We start from the raw sequence: 16,360 nt of genomic DNA, 5'->3' as shown, positions 1-16,360 counted from the left end.
TCTCTTTGAATAGCTATGCTGCCAAATCACTTGGCCCCGCCCAAGGAAATCTAGGGTTGTTTTGTGCGGTGCAGCGTTTAGCAGCTTGCCCATGCGCACATTGACTCATCTCGAGCGGCTTGAGGCCGAGAGTATTCACATTTTCCGCGAGGTTGTGGCCGAGGCTGAGAACCCGGTCATGCTCTATTCCGTGGGCAAGGACAGCTCGGTCATGCTGCACCTTGCGCGCAAGGCATTTTACCCCGCGCCGCCGCCCTTTCCGATGCTGCACGTCGCGTCCGGCTGGGATTTTCAAGCGCTGCTCGATCACCGCGACAAGACGGTGAAGGAATACGGGTTGGAGCTGATCGTCGCGCAGAACCAAGATGCCGAGGAACAGGGTATTAATCCGTTCGACACCGGCAGCGCGCTTTACTCGCAGGCTCAGCTGACCGATCCCCTCAAGAAGGCGCTATCTGCACATGGTTTTGACGCCGCTTTTGGTGGCGGCCGACGTGACGAAGAAAAGGCCCGCGCAAAAGAGCGTGTGTTCAGCTTCCGCACCGCCTCGCATCGCTGGGACCCGAAGAACCAACGCCCGGAGCTTTGGAACCTCTACAACGCCAAGAAGAACAAGGATGAAAGCATCCGCGTCTTCCCGATCTCGAACTGGACCGAGCTCGACATCTGGCAGTACATCGCGCTCGAAAAGATCGACATCGTGCCGCTCTACATGTCGCAAAAGCGCCCGACGGTTGAGCGCGACGGGCTGATCCTCGTCGTCGATGATGATCGCTTCCGCTTCGAAGACGGCGAAGAAGTGGTCGAGCGTTCAGTGCGCTTCCGCACGCTAGGTTGTTACCCGCTCACCGGCGCGACCGAGAGCGATGCAACCGATATGAACAAGATCATTCAAGAGATGTTGCTCGCCACCGGCTCCGAACGGCAGGGCCGCGCGATTGATAAGGGGCAGTCCGCTTCGATGGAAGACAAGAAGCAGGAGGGGTATTTCTGATGACCACTCAAGACTCCAGCTTCCAGACCGATGCCCTCATCGCCGAGGATATCGACGCCTATCTCGATCAGCATCAGAACAAGCAGCTGCTGCGCTTCATCACATGCGGCAGCGTTGATGATGGCAAGTCAACCTTGATCGGGCGGCTGCTGTACGATTCCAAGATGATCTTTGAGGATCAGCTGTCCGCGCTTGAGAGCGACAGCAAGAAAGTCGGCACGCAGGGCGACGAAATTGACTTTGCGTTGCTCGTCGATGGCCTCGCCGCCGAGCGTGAGCAAGGAATAACCATCGACGTTGCCTATCGCTTTTTCACGACCGAGAAACGCAAGTTCATCGTCGCCGATACGCCGGGCCACGTGCAGTATACGCGCAACATGGTCACCGGCGCTTCGACCGCCGATTGTGCCGTGATCCTCGTCGATGCGCGCAAGGGCATTCTTGAGCAAACACAGCGCCACAGCTTCATCACCCATATGCTCGGCATCCGCCATCTGGTTCTGGCGGTGAACAAGATGGATCTGGTCGATTACGATCAGGCCACCTTTGACGACATCGTCAGCAATTACCGCGATTTCGCCGAGACGATTGGCATCGAACACTTCACCGCCATCCCAATTTCGGGATTCAAAGGCGACAACATCGTTCAGGCGCCATCGGCCAATACGCCGTGGTATGATGGACCGAGTCTGATCCATCACCTCGAAACGGTTGAACTGGCCGAAACCGCCGCGCAGGAACGCGAATTCCGCATGCCGGTGCAGTGGGTAAACCGTCCGAACCTCGATTTCCGTGGTTTCGCAGGGCAAATCAGCCAAGGCACGGTCAAACCAGGCGACAAGATCCGCGTGGTTCCGGCAGGCAAGAATTCTACCGTCAAGAGCATCGAGACCTTTGACGGCCCGCTCGACGAGGCTGTTGCTGGAGAGTCGGTTACCATCACGCTGACCGACGAGATCGATTGCAGCCGCGGCGATGTCATCGCGACTGCCGATGCTCCGCCCGAAGCGTCCGACCAGTTCGAGGTGAGCCTCGTTTGGATGGACGAGACCGCTCTCAAACCAGGACGCGGATATTGGCTCAAACTGGGCTCTCAAATGGTCACCGCGACGGTGGCCGAGCCCAAATATGAGATCGACATGGGCAGCTTCGAGCATCTTGCTGCGAAGACGCTGGAACTGAACGGAATTGGCGTAGCCGAGCTCCGCACCGATCGTCCGATTACATTCGAACCTTATTCGACGAGTCGCCAGCTCGGCGGCTTCATCCTGATCGACAAGTTCACCAACGCAACCGTTGGCGCTGGGATGATCCATTTCAGCCTGCGTCGCGCGCAGAACGTGCATTGGCAGCAGACGACGATCGGGCGTGACGCGCACGCGGACCTGAAAAACCAGACTCCACGCGTGCTGTGGTTCACCGGACTATCCGGCTCGGGCAAATCGACCATCGCCAATGAAGTCGAGCAGAAGCTGGCGCTGATGAACCGCCACACATTCCTGCTCGATGGCGACAATGTGCGTCATGGGCTCAACAAAGATCTAGGCTTTACCGAGGCGGACCGGATCGAGAATATCCGCCGTATCGGTGAGGTCGCCAAACTGATGACCGATGCGGGCCTGATCGTGCTCACCGCGTTCATCAGCCCGTTCCGCGCTGAGCGGCGGATGGTGCGCGATATGCTGCCCGAGGGCGAGTTCATCGAGATCTTCGTCGACACGCCTTTGGATGTGGCCGAGCAGCGCGATGTGAAGGGCCTCTACAAGAAGGCGCGCGCGGGCGAGATCAAGAACTTCACCGGTATCGACAGCCCCTATGAGCCGCCTGAGAATGCGGAAATTCGGGTCAACACCGTCGATATGACACCGAGCGAAGCGGCTGATTACATCATCCAGCAAATCCTTCCGCTGCGTTGAGGGCTCAATGACCATTCCCGCTGATATGACCGACGCTCAGCTTGCCGCGCATCTCGCCGAAGTGGCCGGACGCATCCTGATCGAAGTGCGCGAAAGCGGCATATTCGAGGGCAAGGCGCTGGGTAAGGCTGGCGATGCCACAGCCAACGAATTTCTGTGCCATGCAATCCGCGCGGCACGGCCCGAGGACGGCCTTCTGTCCGAAGAAGAGAAGGACGACACCGCACGCTGCAATATCGAGCGTGTGTGGATCGTCGATCCGGTCGATGGCACGCGCGAATATGGCGAGGCTCGCAGCGATTGGGCGGTGCATGTCGGTCTGGCGATCAATGGTGTTGCTACTGTCGGCGCGGTGGCTCTGCCCGGTCTCGATGGCGGCGTTGTTTTACGCACCGATGATCCTTCACCATTGCCCGAAGCTGCCAAAGCGCCTCGCTTTGTCGTCAGCCGCACTCGCCCTGCAAAAGAGGCTCAAGCCGTTTGCGAAGCCATGAGCGGCGAGCTGGTCGGCATGGGCAGCGCGGGCGCAAAGGCCATGGCGGTCGTGCGCGGCGAAGCCGAGATTTACCTGCATTCCGGCGGCCAATATGAGTGGGACAGCTGCGCGCCTGTCGCGGTCGCCAAGGCTCATGGTCTGCACTGCTCACGGATCGACGGAAGCCCCATGGTCTACAACCAGGTCGACACCTATTTGCCCGACCTGCTGATCTGCCGGCCCGAATATGCCGAGCGTGCTCTTGCGCTGGTTGCCGAACTCGACTGAGCCGTTTGCCGCTTAGGCAGATTGCGGTTTCGCAGCGCTTTCCGCCGATTTTTCCTCGGACGAACGCAATTGCGGCGGTGTGAAGGACAAGATCACATCACCCGCGCGCGGTTCAGGCCTTGCGGCGTGCGTGAAGAAGCGAAGCGTTCCATCCTGACGCACCAGCATGAGCATATTGGCGCTGTCAGGAAGCTTCTCCTGCGCGTCTTCGAACTTGAACGCATCGGATAGCTTGGTCTTGCGGAAAATCCAGCCTGCTCGCTGGCGATCGCTCACATCGGTTACGCCGAAGCCACTTTCAAACAGCGCCCGCCCGCGGATCGTATGAGGCAGAGCGTGCTTGTCATCCTCATCCACGTCTTCGCCCAATTGGTAGACATTGTCGCGCCCCATTTCGTGCGCAAATTCGTTGCAGACGAGTGCATTGTAAGCCTCGTTGTCAGTCGCCGCGACAAGCACTTGGTAGGGCGCAAGGTCGAGATTGTGCTCGGTCGCTTCGTTGAGGATTTCTCCGTGATAGAACGGCAGCCCTTCGCGCCGCGCCGCAGCCAGCCTTTGCCAGCTTGGATCAACAATCATCACGGGTGCGTTCAACGCCTTGAGCTCATTGGCAAGCGCAATCGTCCATTGCGTCGCCCCGACGATCAACACGCCAGGCCGCGTATCGACTTTTACCTTAAGCCACTGCGCGGCCCTATTGACGGTGAAGCCATGCGCTACGACCGTTACAACCACGACCGCGAAGCTAAGCGCGGTCAGCGCTGCCCCGTCGCTTTCCCCGATGTCCTGAAGCCTTAAGGCAAACAGGCCAGAAATGGCGACCAGCACAATACCGCGCGGGGCAATCCATGCGATAAAGACCCGCTCGTTCCACGGAACATCGCTTCCCAGCAGGCTGATGAGCACGGTCAGAGGACGCACCAGGAAGAGCAGCGCGACGAGGAAGAGCATAAAGCGAATGCCCTTCTCCTCGCGCGGATCGAGATAGGCGAGATCGTCAAACTGCAGGCTGGCTGACAACAGGATAAATATACCGGAGACCAGCAGAACCGCGATGTTCTCTTTGAACGGGTGTACCGACCGCAGCGAGTTGAAGCCGGTGTTGGCAAGCGTCACACCCATAACCGTTACCGCAACAAGACCAGCCTCGTGTTCAATCTTGTTGGTGAGCACAAAAACCCCGATCACTGCCGTGAACAAGACCGGCACTTTGAGATATTCCGGGATGGCTCCACGCGGGAAGAGGTAGGCGATCAACCGTGCAGCGGCGTAACCGATGAAGCCTGCCAGTATGGCTGCGATAATCAGCGGCGGCACCACCTGCATGATCGTGGCGTCAGGTGTCTCATTGAGGCGGCGGAAATACTCATAGGCAATCACGGCACACAAGGCGCCCGTGGGATCGTTGACGATGCCTTCCCATTTCAGGATCGAATTTGGCCGCGTCTGGACGTTGGCCTGCCGCAGGAGCGGGATGACCACGGTCGGCCCCGTCACAATCAAGATACCGCCGAAGAGGATTGCCACCGGCCATGAGAGGCCCGCAATCTGGCTAGCTGCGAGAGCGCCCAAAGCCCAACCGATTAAGACGCCGACTGTCGCCAAACGCCATACAGCCTTACCCGAATGGCGCAGCTCTCTAAGATCAAGGCTTAAACCGCCTTCAAACAGGATCAGCGCAACGCCAATCGCGATGGCAGGATCGAGGAGGTCACCAAAGGCCGCTTCAGGATCGAGCAGACGAAAGCCCAGCTCACCTGCAACCGGTCCGGCGAGGAACCCGGCCGCCAGCATCAGCACGATGGCTGGCAGGCCAGTGCGCCATGCGAGCCACTGCGCGCCGATTCCCAGCACACCGATCATTGCGATGACTAAAGCTTCTGATTCCATACGGAGAAATTGCCCTCACACGGTCAATGGCCAAGCCCCGCCAGTTGTTCCGAATAGCCCGTGTGACCCCCAATTGCGCAATGGCCAACAAAAAAACGCCCCGCCATCCCATAACGGATAGCGGGGCGCTCCTGAAATCGTTGGAAGGTTCGGCTTAGGCCTTTTTCTTCTTTGGCTTCTTGCCTGCCCAGATCTGCTTATAAGACAGGAAGGCCAGTGACGTTGCGAACAGCAGGAAGCCAATCACAAACCAGCCGGTCTGCTTGCGCTGGATCATCTTCGGCTCTGCAGTCCAGGTCAGGAAAGCAGCGATATCAGCGGCCATCTGTTCCTTGGTCGCAGGCGTTCCGTCAGCATAGGTGACAAGGTCATCATAAAGCTGCGGAGGCATCGCGATATTGGCGTTGTAGAAGTGCTCGTTGAAGTAGAGGCCCGACGGGGTCTCCCAGTCTTCACCACCGGCCAGATCTTTGGCCTTCTGCAGATCTTCAGGATCTGGCTCAACATAGCCGAGCATCAACGAGTAAAGGTACTTCGTGCCGTCTGGGCGCGCTTTGGTGATCAGCGAGAGATCAGGCGGATAGGCGTTATTGTTGGCTGTGCGTGCAGCGATTTCGTTCGGATACGGGCTCGGGAAAGAGTCCGTTGGAAGACCCGGCCGCGTCGTCGTTTCACCAGTTACCGGATCGAGGCCCGGAACCTGCTTCGAAGCTGCTTCTGCGCGGATCTCTGCATCGGTATAGCCGAGGTCCGCGAGGTTGCGGAAATCGACGTACTTCATGCTGTGGCAGGCAGAACAGACCTGGCTGTACACCTGATAGCCACGCTGAAGCTGCGCAGTGTCCCACTTGCCAAGCGGTCCATCGAACGACCAGCCACCGGCGGGCTCGATCTTCTCTTCGTGGAACGCGTAGTAGGGTGACTTCTGCGGCATCGCGAAGTTGACGGCACCGGGAAGCAGCGACCAAAGGACGAGAACGCCCGTGATCGCCAAACCGATGATGATGCCTCCAAGACGAATAGTCATGACCGAGTCTTTCTTTTTATCGGATCAGTGAAGCGCTGGCTTACTCAGCCGGTTGCAGCGAACCGTCAGGCAGTTCGCCATCGGGAGTGTCGGTGGATGCCTTGCCCGGCATTGAGCCAGTGTCATCGTCCTTGCCGAGCACCGCTTCGGTGATCGAGAACGGCAGCGGCTTGGGCACTTCAATCTGGCTCACGATCGGCAGGATCACGAGGAAGTGAAGGAAGTAGTAGGCCGTTGCGACTTGGCTCAGGACAACCCACGGCTCTTCAGCCGGAGCACCGCCACAGATGGTCAGGATGATCATGGTCGGGATCAGACCGAACCAGAAGAACTTCTTGAACATCGGACGATAGCTGCCCGAGCGTACCGGTGACTTGTCGAGCCATGGAAGGAAGAACCACACCAGGATCGAACCGAACATCGCGATCACACCCAGCAGCTTGGCTTCAAGAAGCACGATGCCGGTGAACGGAATGGTCAGGTCACCAGTGAAAGCGCGCAGGATCGCGTAGAACGGCAGGAAGTACCATTCGGGAACGATGTGAGCCGGCGTCGAGAGCGGTTGTGCTTCGATGTAGTTATCTGGGTGACCCAGCGCGTTTGGCAGGAAGAAGACGAACAGCGAGAAGATGATCAGCACGAGGCCAAGGAACCAGCCGTCCTTCGCCGTATAATACGGGTGGAACGGAACAGTGTCGCTTTCCTTCTTCACTTCCACGCCGGTCGGGTTCGAAGAACCCGGAATGTGCAGCGACCAGATGTGGAGGATAACCACACCGGCGATCACGAACGGCAGAAGGAAGTGGAGCGAGAAGAAGCGGCTGAGCGTTGCGTTGTTCGGCGCATAACCGCCGACCAGCCACACTTGCAACGTCTCACCAATGCCCGGGATCGCGCCAAACAGGCCAGTGATAACCTTGGCACCCCAGAAGCTCATCTGACCCCAAGGCAGAACGTAGCCCATGAATGCGGTTGCCATCATGAGCAGGAAGATGACCACACCAAGCAGCCAGATCATCTCGCGCGGAGCCTTATACGACGAGTAATAGAGCCCGCGGAAAATGTGCAGATAGATGACAATGAAGAAGAAGCTTGCGCCGTTCGCGTGCGCGTAACGCAGCAACCAACCGTAATTCACATTGCGCATGATGTGTTCGGTTGAGGCAAAAGCCACCGAGGTGTCGGCCGCGTAGTGCATAGCCAGAACAACACCGGTGATGATCTGAACAACCAGGAAGAAACCGGCGAGCACGCCGAAGTTCCACATATAGTTCAGGTTGCGCGGAACCGGATAGCCAGCGCCGATGGCGTTGTAGACCATCCGCGGAAACGGCAGACGGTCATCCAGCCACTTGGTAAAGCCGTTGCTTGGCTCATACTGTTTTGCCCAGGCGAAACTCATAGCGTTCTCTCAGGTTTCAGTGTCGAAACAAAGGGTTCAGATCAGATACGCGGACTTAGCCGACGCGGATGACTGACTCGGAAGCGAATTCAAATTCAGGTACGGTGAGGTTGGTCGGTGCCGGACCTTTGCGGATACGGCCAGCCACATCGTAGTGCGAACCGTGGCACGGGCAGAAATAACCGCCATACTCGCCTTTGTTCTCACCTTCAGCTGCACCCAGAGGCACACAACCGAGGTGGGTGCAAACACCGAGCGTGACCAGCACGTCTTCATTGCCTTCGGAGGTGCGCTCAGCCAGCGTTTGCGGATCGCGCATATCAGCGGCGTCATCTGCTTTGGCTTCTGCGATTTCTTCGGCCGTCAGGCGCTTCACAAACAGTGGCTGACCGCGGAAGGTCGCCTTGACTGTTTGACCTGCGGCGATGCCTGAAACGTCAACGTCGGTGGTGCTTGCTGCCAGAACGTCTGCCGATGGAGCCATCTGGCTAACCAGCGGGAAAACGACGCCGACAGCGCCGACACCGGCGGTGCTTACAGCAGCAATGTTGATCCAGTCGCGGCGGCGTACGCCTTCACCCTCGACTTCGTTGGTGGTCGTTGCATCAGCTCCAGTGGAAGCCATGGTACTTTACCCTGCTCGTATAGCCGCGCCGGTTACGCACCGCAGCGGCATTGTGTTGATTTCATCCCTTACTGACTGACAGGCTGACAAACCCTAATGTCGAGACAGCTTGCGGGCGCCCTTAGCTTTAATAAATCTCGAATCCAACCGTGTTTTGCTCATTGACCGTTCGCTTTGGTGCAAATCCCGTCGGACGATCAGGGTTTGGCAATCAAACTGATCAGCCGACCGTAGTTGGGTTCACCCCGTTGCGAGGCCATTCTGTAGGAGTAGTAACGCTCCGGGTGTGAGAAAGTATCCCGACCAAGCGATTCCGTTCGCGCAAGCCCGCAAAAATTCAACTTTTCAGAAATGTAGCCGGGCAGGTCAAACAGCCAACGCGCCGCTCCATCACGTTCGGGAGCGACGGCAAAGTGCTTCTCATCTGCTGCAGTGAAGTTGGCGCGGAATGGTTCGTCGACCTCATAACTGGCCTGCGCAATGGCGGGGCCGATGGCCGCACAGATTTTTTCACGCGATGCACCCAGCTCTTCCATCGCGGCCAGAGTGTTTTCAAGAACGCCGCCATACGCACCGCGCCACCCAGCATGCGCCGCGCCGATCACTCCCGCATCGCGGTCGGCGAACAACACCGGCGCGCAATCGGCGGTGACTATGCCAATGGCGATACCGGAAAGATTGGTCACCAAGGCATCGCAGGGCGGACGGCCCGTCGGTTCATCAGGCCATGGCCCGGTCACTTTAATCACGTCGCTCGAATGGGTTTGATGCGGCATGACGATGGCCGCGCCCTTGACAAGAGCGCCGGCAGCCGCTGCACGCACATCCCGAACCGCCGCCTCATCCCCCGGTCCGCCGTAGCCAAACTGATGCGTGCGGGGATGCTCTGGCCCTCCATGGCCGAAAAAACCGTGTGGCACGTCGAGAACGCTTGATCGCTCGATAGCAAAGGGCGCGATATCAGCCATCCAGACTGCGCGTCACCTGCTCGAAAGTATCGCGCGACAGGTTGCCAGCGGCTTTGATCCGCTCAAGCTCGCCTTTCATCAACCCGGCGCGAACGGGCTCAATCCGACGCCAGCGGCCTAGTGCCGGCACAAACCGCGCGGCAGTCTGCGGATTGATCGGATCAAGCGCGAGGATCACATCTGCAATCATCTTGTAGCCCGTACCGTCCGCTGCGTGGAACCCTTGCGGATTGCCCGCAAACGCCATGTAGAGAGACCGCACGCGGTTGGGGTTCTTCATGGTGAAATCGGAGTGCTCCGCCAGCACCTCGACCTGTGCAATGACATCGGGGTGGAGCGAGAGCGCTTGCAGCGTGAACCACTTGTCGATCACCAGATCGTTGCCTTGATACCGGTCATAGAACGCCTTGAGCCGCTCTTCGCGCTCCGGCGCTTCTAGGCTGCACAGCACCATCAACGCACCTTGGCGGTCTGTCATATTGCCGGCGGCGTCAAACTGCTCAGCGGCGAGTCTTGCTGCTTTCTCAGGATTTGCGGCGGCGGTGTAGACCAGCGCCTGCGTCTTGACCTTACGCGCACCGACCCCTGCCGGATCGTTAAGCGCGACCTGAGCGGCGCGCGCATGCAGTGCATCGAATTCGCTGGCGAGTGCGTTGCCGATGGCGGACTTCAGTCCTTCACGCGCTGCGTGGATCGCGCCAGGATCGGCTTTGCTGTCACCCGATGCCATCACCTCGAACAGGTAACCCTCGCTCGGCAGCATCAACAGCTCACCGCGCATAGAATCTTCAAGCGCTTCATCGGTCAGGATCGCGCGGAAGGCCTCGACAATCGCCGCCTCATCCTCAGCGCTCGCTTGCCCGCGCGCTGCCGCGACGAGATGGCCAACCGCCAATTCCTGCATCGCCTCATACCGCGCAAATGGATCATCATCGCGCGCAGCGAGGAAGACCAATTCCGCCGCATCCATTTCGCGCTCGATAGTCACCGGCGCGGTGTAGCCGCGGTTGATAGAGACCACCGGATCAGCGCCTGCGAGAGGCAGGTCGATTGTCTGCTCTGCTTCGTTCAATACGATAAGTTGCTCAGCGCCCAGCGCATCATCCGCCATCGAATGCACCGCAACGCGAAGCGGTATGGGCATCGGCTGCTTTTCTGGCTGGCCCGGCGTTACCGGCACGCTTTGGGTTACGTGCAGTTTGAGCACGTCACCCGCCACTTCGTGCTTTGCAGTAATGGTTGGCGTGCCCGCCTGACGATACCAAAGACGGAACTGTTCTAGGTCCAGCCCCGCGCCATCTTCAATCGCTGTGATGAAGTCCTCGCAGGTCGCTGCTTCGCCATCGTGGCGGTCGAAATAGAGGTCGGTGCCTTTGCGGAAGGCTTCGACGCCCGCCATCGAGCGCATCATTCGGATGACTTCGGCGCCCTTGTTGTAGACGGTCGCGGTGTAGAAGTTGCTGATCTCGCGGAAGCTGTCCGGCCGGATCGGGTGGGCAAGCGGTCCAGCATCTTCCGGGAACTGTGCGGCACGAAGGATACGCACATCTTCGATCCGCTTGACCGCTTCGCCGCGCATATCCTGACTAAACATCTGGTCGCGCAGAACGGTGAAGCCTTCTTTCAGGCTCAACTGGAACCAGTCGCGGCAGGTGACGCGGTTGCCAGACCAATTGTGGAAGTATTCGTGCGCAATCACACCCTCGACCGCATCGAAATCGGCATCGGTCGCGGTGTCGGGATCGGCCAGAACGTATTTCGTGTTGAAGACGTTGAGACCCTTGTTCTCCATCGCGCCCATATTGAAATCGCTGACAGCAACGATGTTGTAGAGGTCGAGATCGTACTCGCGCCCGAACACATCTTCATCCCATTTCATGGAACGATGGAGCGATTCCACGGCGTGGTCGGTGCGTTCTAGGTCTTCTGCGCGGACCCACACATTGCACTCAACCTCTCGGCCTGAGCGTGTGGTGAAGGGTTTCGAGTTGGCGACCAAGTCACCGGCGACCAGTGCAAACAGATAGGATGGCTTGGGCCATGGATCATGCCACTCGGCATAGTGTGCTCCATTGCTGCGTTCGCCTTCGTCGACCTTGTTCCCGTTGCACAGCAGGATCGGAAAGAGCGCTTTGTCGCCTTCTATCAGGACCCGATAGGTCGAAAGAACGTCCGGACGATCCGGGAAGAATGTGATGCGGCGAAACCCTTCCGCCTCGCACTGCGTGCACAACATGCCGTTTGACGCGTAAAGGCCCATCAGCTGGGTGTTGGCACTTGGATCGATCTCCGTAACGATCTCGACCTTATGCTTATCGCCTGGCAACGGCAGAACCATGTCGGGCCCATCCATCGTCCAGTTGTCGACTGGCTCTCCGTCGACCTTTACGCTTTCGGCAGAGATCCCATCGCCGTTCAGACGAATGGTAGAGTCTGGCTCGGCAGCGGCATTTCTCTCGACAGACAAGACTGCTGTGATGCGCGTCTTATCCAGACCCAAGGCAAAATCGAGCTGCGTCGTCGGCACGAGCCAAGGAAAGGGCTTATAATCCTCGCGCCGGATAACCGGCGGTTCGGCCGGTGTTGCGGGAGCGTCTTCTGGTGCGATGGGGTTGTGTGCGATATCCATGGGCCACCGATTTAGATGGATTCGCCTCCGCGTCCAGAGAATTGCCGCTCCCAATCACTGATCGGCGCAGATCGTGCTTTCAAAGATCGGCAGGTTCAGCGCGATTGACTTCGCGTGCTCGCAATTCCACCAACAGTCGCTCCATGGGAGGGCAACGGGATTATGGTGTTTGAACTTCTAGCCAGCGCGGCATCCGGCTTTGAGGTCGAAGCTGCGACAAGAGCGTATCTTGATACGCTGCAAGGGCCTGCGCGCGAGAAATCGGACGCTTATTTTGAGGGCGGCTATTGGCTAATCCTGACCGGGACGATTGTCGCGGTGCTGGTCGATTGGCTGTTTCTGCGCTTCCGCATGTCTGCCGCGTTTCGCGATTTGGCAGAGCGCTGGTTCAAGCGCCCTTTCGCCATCGTTTGGTTGACCGCCTTGCTTTATTCGGTCGTCGGCTGGGTCATTTCGCTGCCGTGGTCGGTCTACACCGGTTTCTTCCGCGAAAAGCAGTATGACTTGCTCGATTCCAGTTTTGGCGCCTGGTTCAGCGAAAGTCTCATCGGTCTTGCAATCAGTCTAGTCGTCGCGCCGCCCCTCATTGCCCTCATCTATCTGGTCATCCGTAAGTCGCCCAAAGGCTGGTGGCTGTGGGGAACAGGAGTCGTCGGTATCTTCCTCTTCATCGGGCTTTTGATTGCTCCTGTCTTCATCACGCCGCTTTTCAACACATACACCGAAATGGAAGACGGCCCCTTGCGCGACCGGATCGTCGCCATGGCGCAGGCAAACGACGTCCCGGCAGAGAACATCTACGTCTTCGACCAATCGAAACAGCACAAGCGCGTTTCGGCAAATGTTTCGGGTATTGGCCCGACGATCCGCATATCGCTCAATGACAACCTGCTTGAGCGTACAAGCGAGGAAGAGATCGTCGCTGTGATGGGGCATGAGCTGGGCCATTATGTCCTCGGCCATGGATACAAGCGTGCCTTGATGATGCTGGCTATCATCGGTCTTGGGCTGTTTGTTGCGAGCCGCGTGGCCCCTTGGCTGATCGCGAAATATGGAGAGCGCTGGGGCGTGCGCGATCTTGCCGACCCGGCGTCGCTGCCTGTGCTCGGCATCGTGCTATCCGTGTTCTTCATGCTGGCCACACCTGCCTTCAACAACATCACTCGACTTCAAGAGAACGAAGCCGACGCGTTCGGACTGGATGTGGCGCAGGAGCCGGACGGTTTTGCCCGCGCTGCGATGCGCCTATCCGAATATCGCAAGCTCGAAGCGGGCTGGCTCGAAGAGTTCATCTTCTACACCCATCCATCAGGCGAGAACCGGGTCCGACGCTCGATGCAATGGAAGGCCGACAATGTCGAAAATCCGAAGATTGAAACGCCACCCGAAGGCTATCTCGACAAATGAGCGGCCATCTCCTGATCTTCGGCCTCGGCTACACCGCCAAACGCATCGCTGAGGCGATGGAAGAGCGCGGGTGGTCGGTTGAGGCAACCGGAAGCGCAGGGAATGTCGATTTCAACGACCGTGAGGCTGTTCTGGCGGCGCTGAAGCGGGCCAGCCACGTGCTGTCCTCGGTCCCGCCCGATCGCAAGGCTGAGCTTGATCCGGTGCTCGACACCTATGGGCGCGATTTCAGTCCGGCATGGTACGGGTACCTCTCATCAACCGGCGTATATGGCGACCAGCAAGGCGCCTGGGTGGATGAGAGCACGCCTACCATCGCCGAGACCGGAGCAGGCCGCCGCAATGCGCGGGCCGAGGCCGATGCGCTTTGGGTCAAGCTGGGCGCTCGGGTGTTTCGATTGCCCGGAATATACGGGCCAGGTCGCAGCGCATTGGACCGCGTGCGCGAAGGCAAAGCCCGTCGGATTGATCTGCCAAGGCAAGTCTTCAGTCGCGTCCATGTTGATGATATTGCCAGCGGCGTGGTCGCCGCGCTGACTAGCGATGCGCCTGAAGGGGCATACAATCTCGGCGACGACCTACCTGCGAGCGGCAATGCCGTGACCGAACACGCCTCACAGCTGCTCGGAATGGAATCTCCGCCGATGGAAACGCTCGAAGAAGCCAACCTCTCGGACATGGCGCGCGGGTTTTACATGGAGAACCGCCGCGTCGCGAACGGCAAGGCAAAGAGGGTGCTGGGCTGGGAGCCGCAATACCCGACCTATGTAGAGGGCCTAGCGGCGCTGCTTTGATCGCAGCGCTAGCACCATCCCAATCACCGCCAGCACCATCCCGCTCGCGGTGAGGGTGGTCCAACGATAATCCTCGAACAGGGTAGAGACCAGCATCGCCACGCTGATCGTCAGGATAGAATTGTACGCCGTGCGGCCAGCGCCGATCTCGCGCACCAGATTGTAATGCAAAGGGAAGGTGATGACCGATCCGATCAGCGCGAGGTAGACGATCCCGCCCCAGTAATTCGCGCTGGTTGGTAGCGGCGGGGGACCTGCGGTGAAAAAGGCAAAGCCAAGGTCAAATATGGTGCCATACAGCATCGCCCACGCCAGCAGGCTCACCATCGGCACACCGCGCCCGGTCGGGTTTGCCTGAATGACATTCGCAACCGATGCGGCGAGAATGCCGAACATCGCGAGGATGATCCCCAGCCCGACATTGCCACCGACCACCCCTGCATTGGGGTTTGCACGCCATTCGTGCAGCAGCAGCAGCGACACGCCGACAATGGCAACGGCGCTGCCAATCCAGAACCCGCCCTGCGTCTTCTCGCCGATAAAGAACCGCGCAAGTAGGGCATTGGGCACCATCAGCAATCCGAACATCATCGCGACGATACCGGACGTGACGTAGAGCTCGGCGTGATAGACGAATAGGAAATTGCCGCTGAACTGGAACAGGCCGACAAGTATCGCCAGCCGGTGTTCTGGCGCGGTGAGCTTCAGCCGCCGCTTCATCAGAAACGCCACCAAGAACAGCGCAGGTGTTGCCAAGGCGAAGCGGTAAAACACTGACCACGCCGCCGGTACACCGTCGATCTGTCCGGTGATGACAAACCACGTCGAGCCCCAGATCGTGCCGGTCAGCACAAAGGGGAGGATCACTCGCCAATGGAGCATCGAGGGAGCTTCGCTGGTCATCGCAGCCTAAAGCGCGGCAATCGCCTTGCCGAGCGCGGTGGCATCCTCGGCACGCGTATCCCACGCTGTGACGAAGCGCGCTGCATCTTCGCCCCAGTCATAGAATGCGAAGTCTTGCGCACGCAGAGCCTCGCGTTCGCCTTCGGTCAGGCGGACAAACAGCTCGTTCGCCTCAACCGGATGCATCAGCCGATCACCACAACCCGCCGCAATCTCCTGCGCTGCAGCGTTGGCGTGGCGGGCGTTCGATAGCCACACATCGCCATCAAGCATCGCGAGAATCTGCGCCGCAAGATAACGACCCTTGCATTGCAAGTGCCCCGCACGCTTACGGCGATACTTGACCATATCGGCCTGCGCGGGATCGAAAAGCACCACGGCCTCTGCACTCATCCCGCCATTCTTGATAAATCCGAACGCAAGGCTGTCGACGCCGCCTGAGGCGGCCGCTGCATCACCGCCCAGAAACGCGGCCGCATTGGCAAACCGCGCGCCGTCCATGTGCAGCCCCAATCCGCGTCCATTCGCAAAGGCGCTTAGCGCCGACAATTCATGGGGTGTGTAGGTCCGGCCATATTCGCTCGCCTGCGTGATCGCGATGGCGTGCGGCTGAACCTGATGCACATCATCGCGGATCGGATCGATCAACGCGGCGATGCCCTGAGGCGTGAGTTTGGCCCCCTCACCCTGACACAGCATGAGCTTGGCTCCATGCAGATAAAAGCCTGGCGCTCCCCCTCGTCCACCTCGATATGCGCTTCCTCGTGGCACACCACGCCGCCATGCGGCTGGCACATCGTGGCGAGCGCGAGGCAGTTTGCCGATGTTCCGGTCGCCACCCACATCGCCGCACAATCGCGCCCAAACAGGTCAGAGAAGCGTTCGTCCAACTCCGCCGACAACGCATCACCATCATACGGATTGTCGGCGCTATCAGCCTTGCGCATCGCGTCCCAAACGGCGGGATGCACCGGCGCGGCGTTATCGGAAAGAAACGGTTTCGGCATAGTCATCACCCAACGCCTCTAACCGCATCGCGTTT

Annotated in this window: 12 protein-coding genes and 1 pseudogene; 5 read left to right on the top strand and 8 right to left on the bottom strand. The window is 59.0% G+C overall.

Going from position 1 to position 16,360, the window contains the following annotated elements; translation table 11 throughout:
• The first annotated feature begins 91 nt into the window (after positions 1-91).
• The 3 genes from cysD to AC0V6K_RS07390 are packed head-to-tail and all read left to right on the top strand — an operon-like array spanning position 92 to position 3,673.
• Positions 92-994 carry a sulfate adenylyltransferase subunit CysD gene (gene cysD / locus AC0V6K_RS07400; RefSeq protein ID WP_472620875.1) on the top strand — a complete coding sequence of 301 codons (903 nt, stop codon included), beginning with the start codon at positions 92-94 and terminating at the stop codon, positions 992-994.
• The gene (gene cysN, locus AC0V6K_RS07395; protein WP_472620873.1) at positions 994-2,910 is read left to right on the top strand and encodes a sulfate adenylyltransferase subunit CysN; all 1,917 of its coding nucleotides are present in this window, start codon (positions 994-996) and stop codon (positions 2,908-2,910) included. The genes cysD and cysN overlap by 1 nt, the downstream gene beginning before the upstream one ends.
• 7 nt (positions 2,911-2,917) lie before the next feature.
• Positions 2,918-3,673 carry a 3'(2'),5'-bisphosphate nucleotidase CysQ gene (locus tag AC0V6K_RS07390; protein WP_472620871.1) on the top strand — a complete coding sequence of 252 codons (756 nt, stop codon included), beginning with the start codon at positions 2,918-2,920 and terminating at the stop codon, positions 3,671-3,673.
• A gap of 12 nt (positions 3,674-3,685) precedes the next feature.
• On the opposite strand, the gene AC0V6K_RS07385 is transcribed toward AC0V6K_RS07390, so the two are convergent.
• The 6 genes from AC0V6K_RS07385 to pepN form a co-directional block, all read right to left on the bottom strand.
• A complete protein-coding gene (locus AC0V6K_RS07385; RefSeq protein WP_472620869.1) occupies positions 3,686-5,563 on the bottom strand; it encodes a cation:proton antiporter in 1,878 nt (625 codons plus the stop codon).
• Positions 5,564-5,717: 154 nt separating this feature from the next.
• Entirely contained in the window at positions 5,718-6,590 is an 873-nt protein-coding gene (locus AC0V6K_RS07380) for a cytochrome c1 (protein ID WP_472620867.1), read from the bottom strand.
• 40 nt (positions 6,591-6,630) lie between these two features.
• On the bottom strand, positions 6,631-7,992 hold the full coding sequence (locus AC0V6K_RS07375; protein WP_472620865.1) for a cytochrome b: 1,362 nt from the start codon (positions 7,990-7,992) through the stop codon (positions 6,631-6,633).
• Between the two features lie 55 nt (positions 7,993-8,047).
• Positions 8,048-8,617 carry a ubiquinol-cytochrome c reductase iron-sulfur subunit gene (gene petA / locus AC0V6K_RS07370; protein WP_472620863.1) on the bottom strand — a complete coding sequence of 190 codons (570 nt, stop codon included), beginning with the start codon at positions 8,615-8,617 and terminating at the stop codon, positions 8,048-8,050.
• A 197-nt stretch (positions 8,618-8,814) separates the two neighbouring features.
• A complete protein-coding gene (gene pgeF, locus AC0V6K_RS07365; RefSeq protein ID WP_472620861.1) occupies positions 8,815-9,585 on the bottom strand; it encodes a peptidoglycan editing factor PgeF in 771 nt (256 codons plus the stop codon).
• Positions 9,578-12,214: an aminopeptidase N gene (gene pepN / locus AC0V6K_RS07360; RefSeq protein ID WP_472620859.1), complete on the bottom strand. Its 2,637-nt coding sequence runs from the start codon at positions 12,212-12,214 to the stop codon at positions 9,578-9,580. Before pepN ends, pgeF begins: the two co-directional genes overlap by 8 nt.
• Positions 12,215-12,328: 114 nt before the next feature.
• Between pepN and AC0V6K_RS07355 the strand changes: the two genes are divergently transcribed.
• Both AC0V6K_RS07355 and AC0V6K_RS07350 read left to right on the top strand, forming a co-directional pair.
• Positions 12,329-13,621, top strand: a complete 1,293-nt coding sequence (locus tag AC0V6K_RS07355; RefSeq protein ID WP_472620857.1) for a M48 family metallopeptidase — start codon at positions 12,329-12,331, stop codon at positions 13,619-13,621.
• The gene (locus AC0V6K_RS07350) at positions 13,618-14,415 is read left to right on the top strand and encodes a Rossmann-fold NAD(P)-binding domain-containing protein (protein ID WP_472620855.1); all 798 of its coding nucleotides are present in this window, start codon (positions 13,618-13,620) and stop codon (positions 14,413-14,415) included. The genes AC0V6K_RS07355 and AC0V6K_RS07350 overlap by 4 nt, the downstream gene beginning before the upstream one ends.
• On the opposite strand, the gene AC0V6K_RS07345 is transcribed toward AC0V6K_RS07350, so the two are convergent.
• Entirely contained in the window at positions 14,398-15,318 is a 921-nt protein-coding gene (locus tag AC0V6K_RS07345; protein ID WP_472620853.1) for a DMT family transporter, read from the bottom strand. The two genes, AC0V6K_RS07350 and AC0V6K_RS07345, sit on opposite strands and share 18 nt — an antisense overlap.
• A 6-nt stretch (positions 15,319-15,324) precedes the next feature.
• Positions 15,325-16,331, bottom strand: a pseudogene (locus tag AC0V6K_RS07340) (threonine aldolase family protein).
• Between the last annotated feature and the right edge of the window lie 29 nt (positions 16,332-16,360).

This window comes from Erythrobacter sp. S43 (assembly GCF_057364955.1).
The sequence above is the reverse complement of the archived record's forward strand: the minus strand, read 5'-3'. Positions and strand labels throughout refer to the sequence as shown.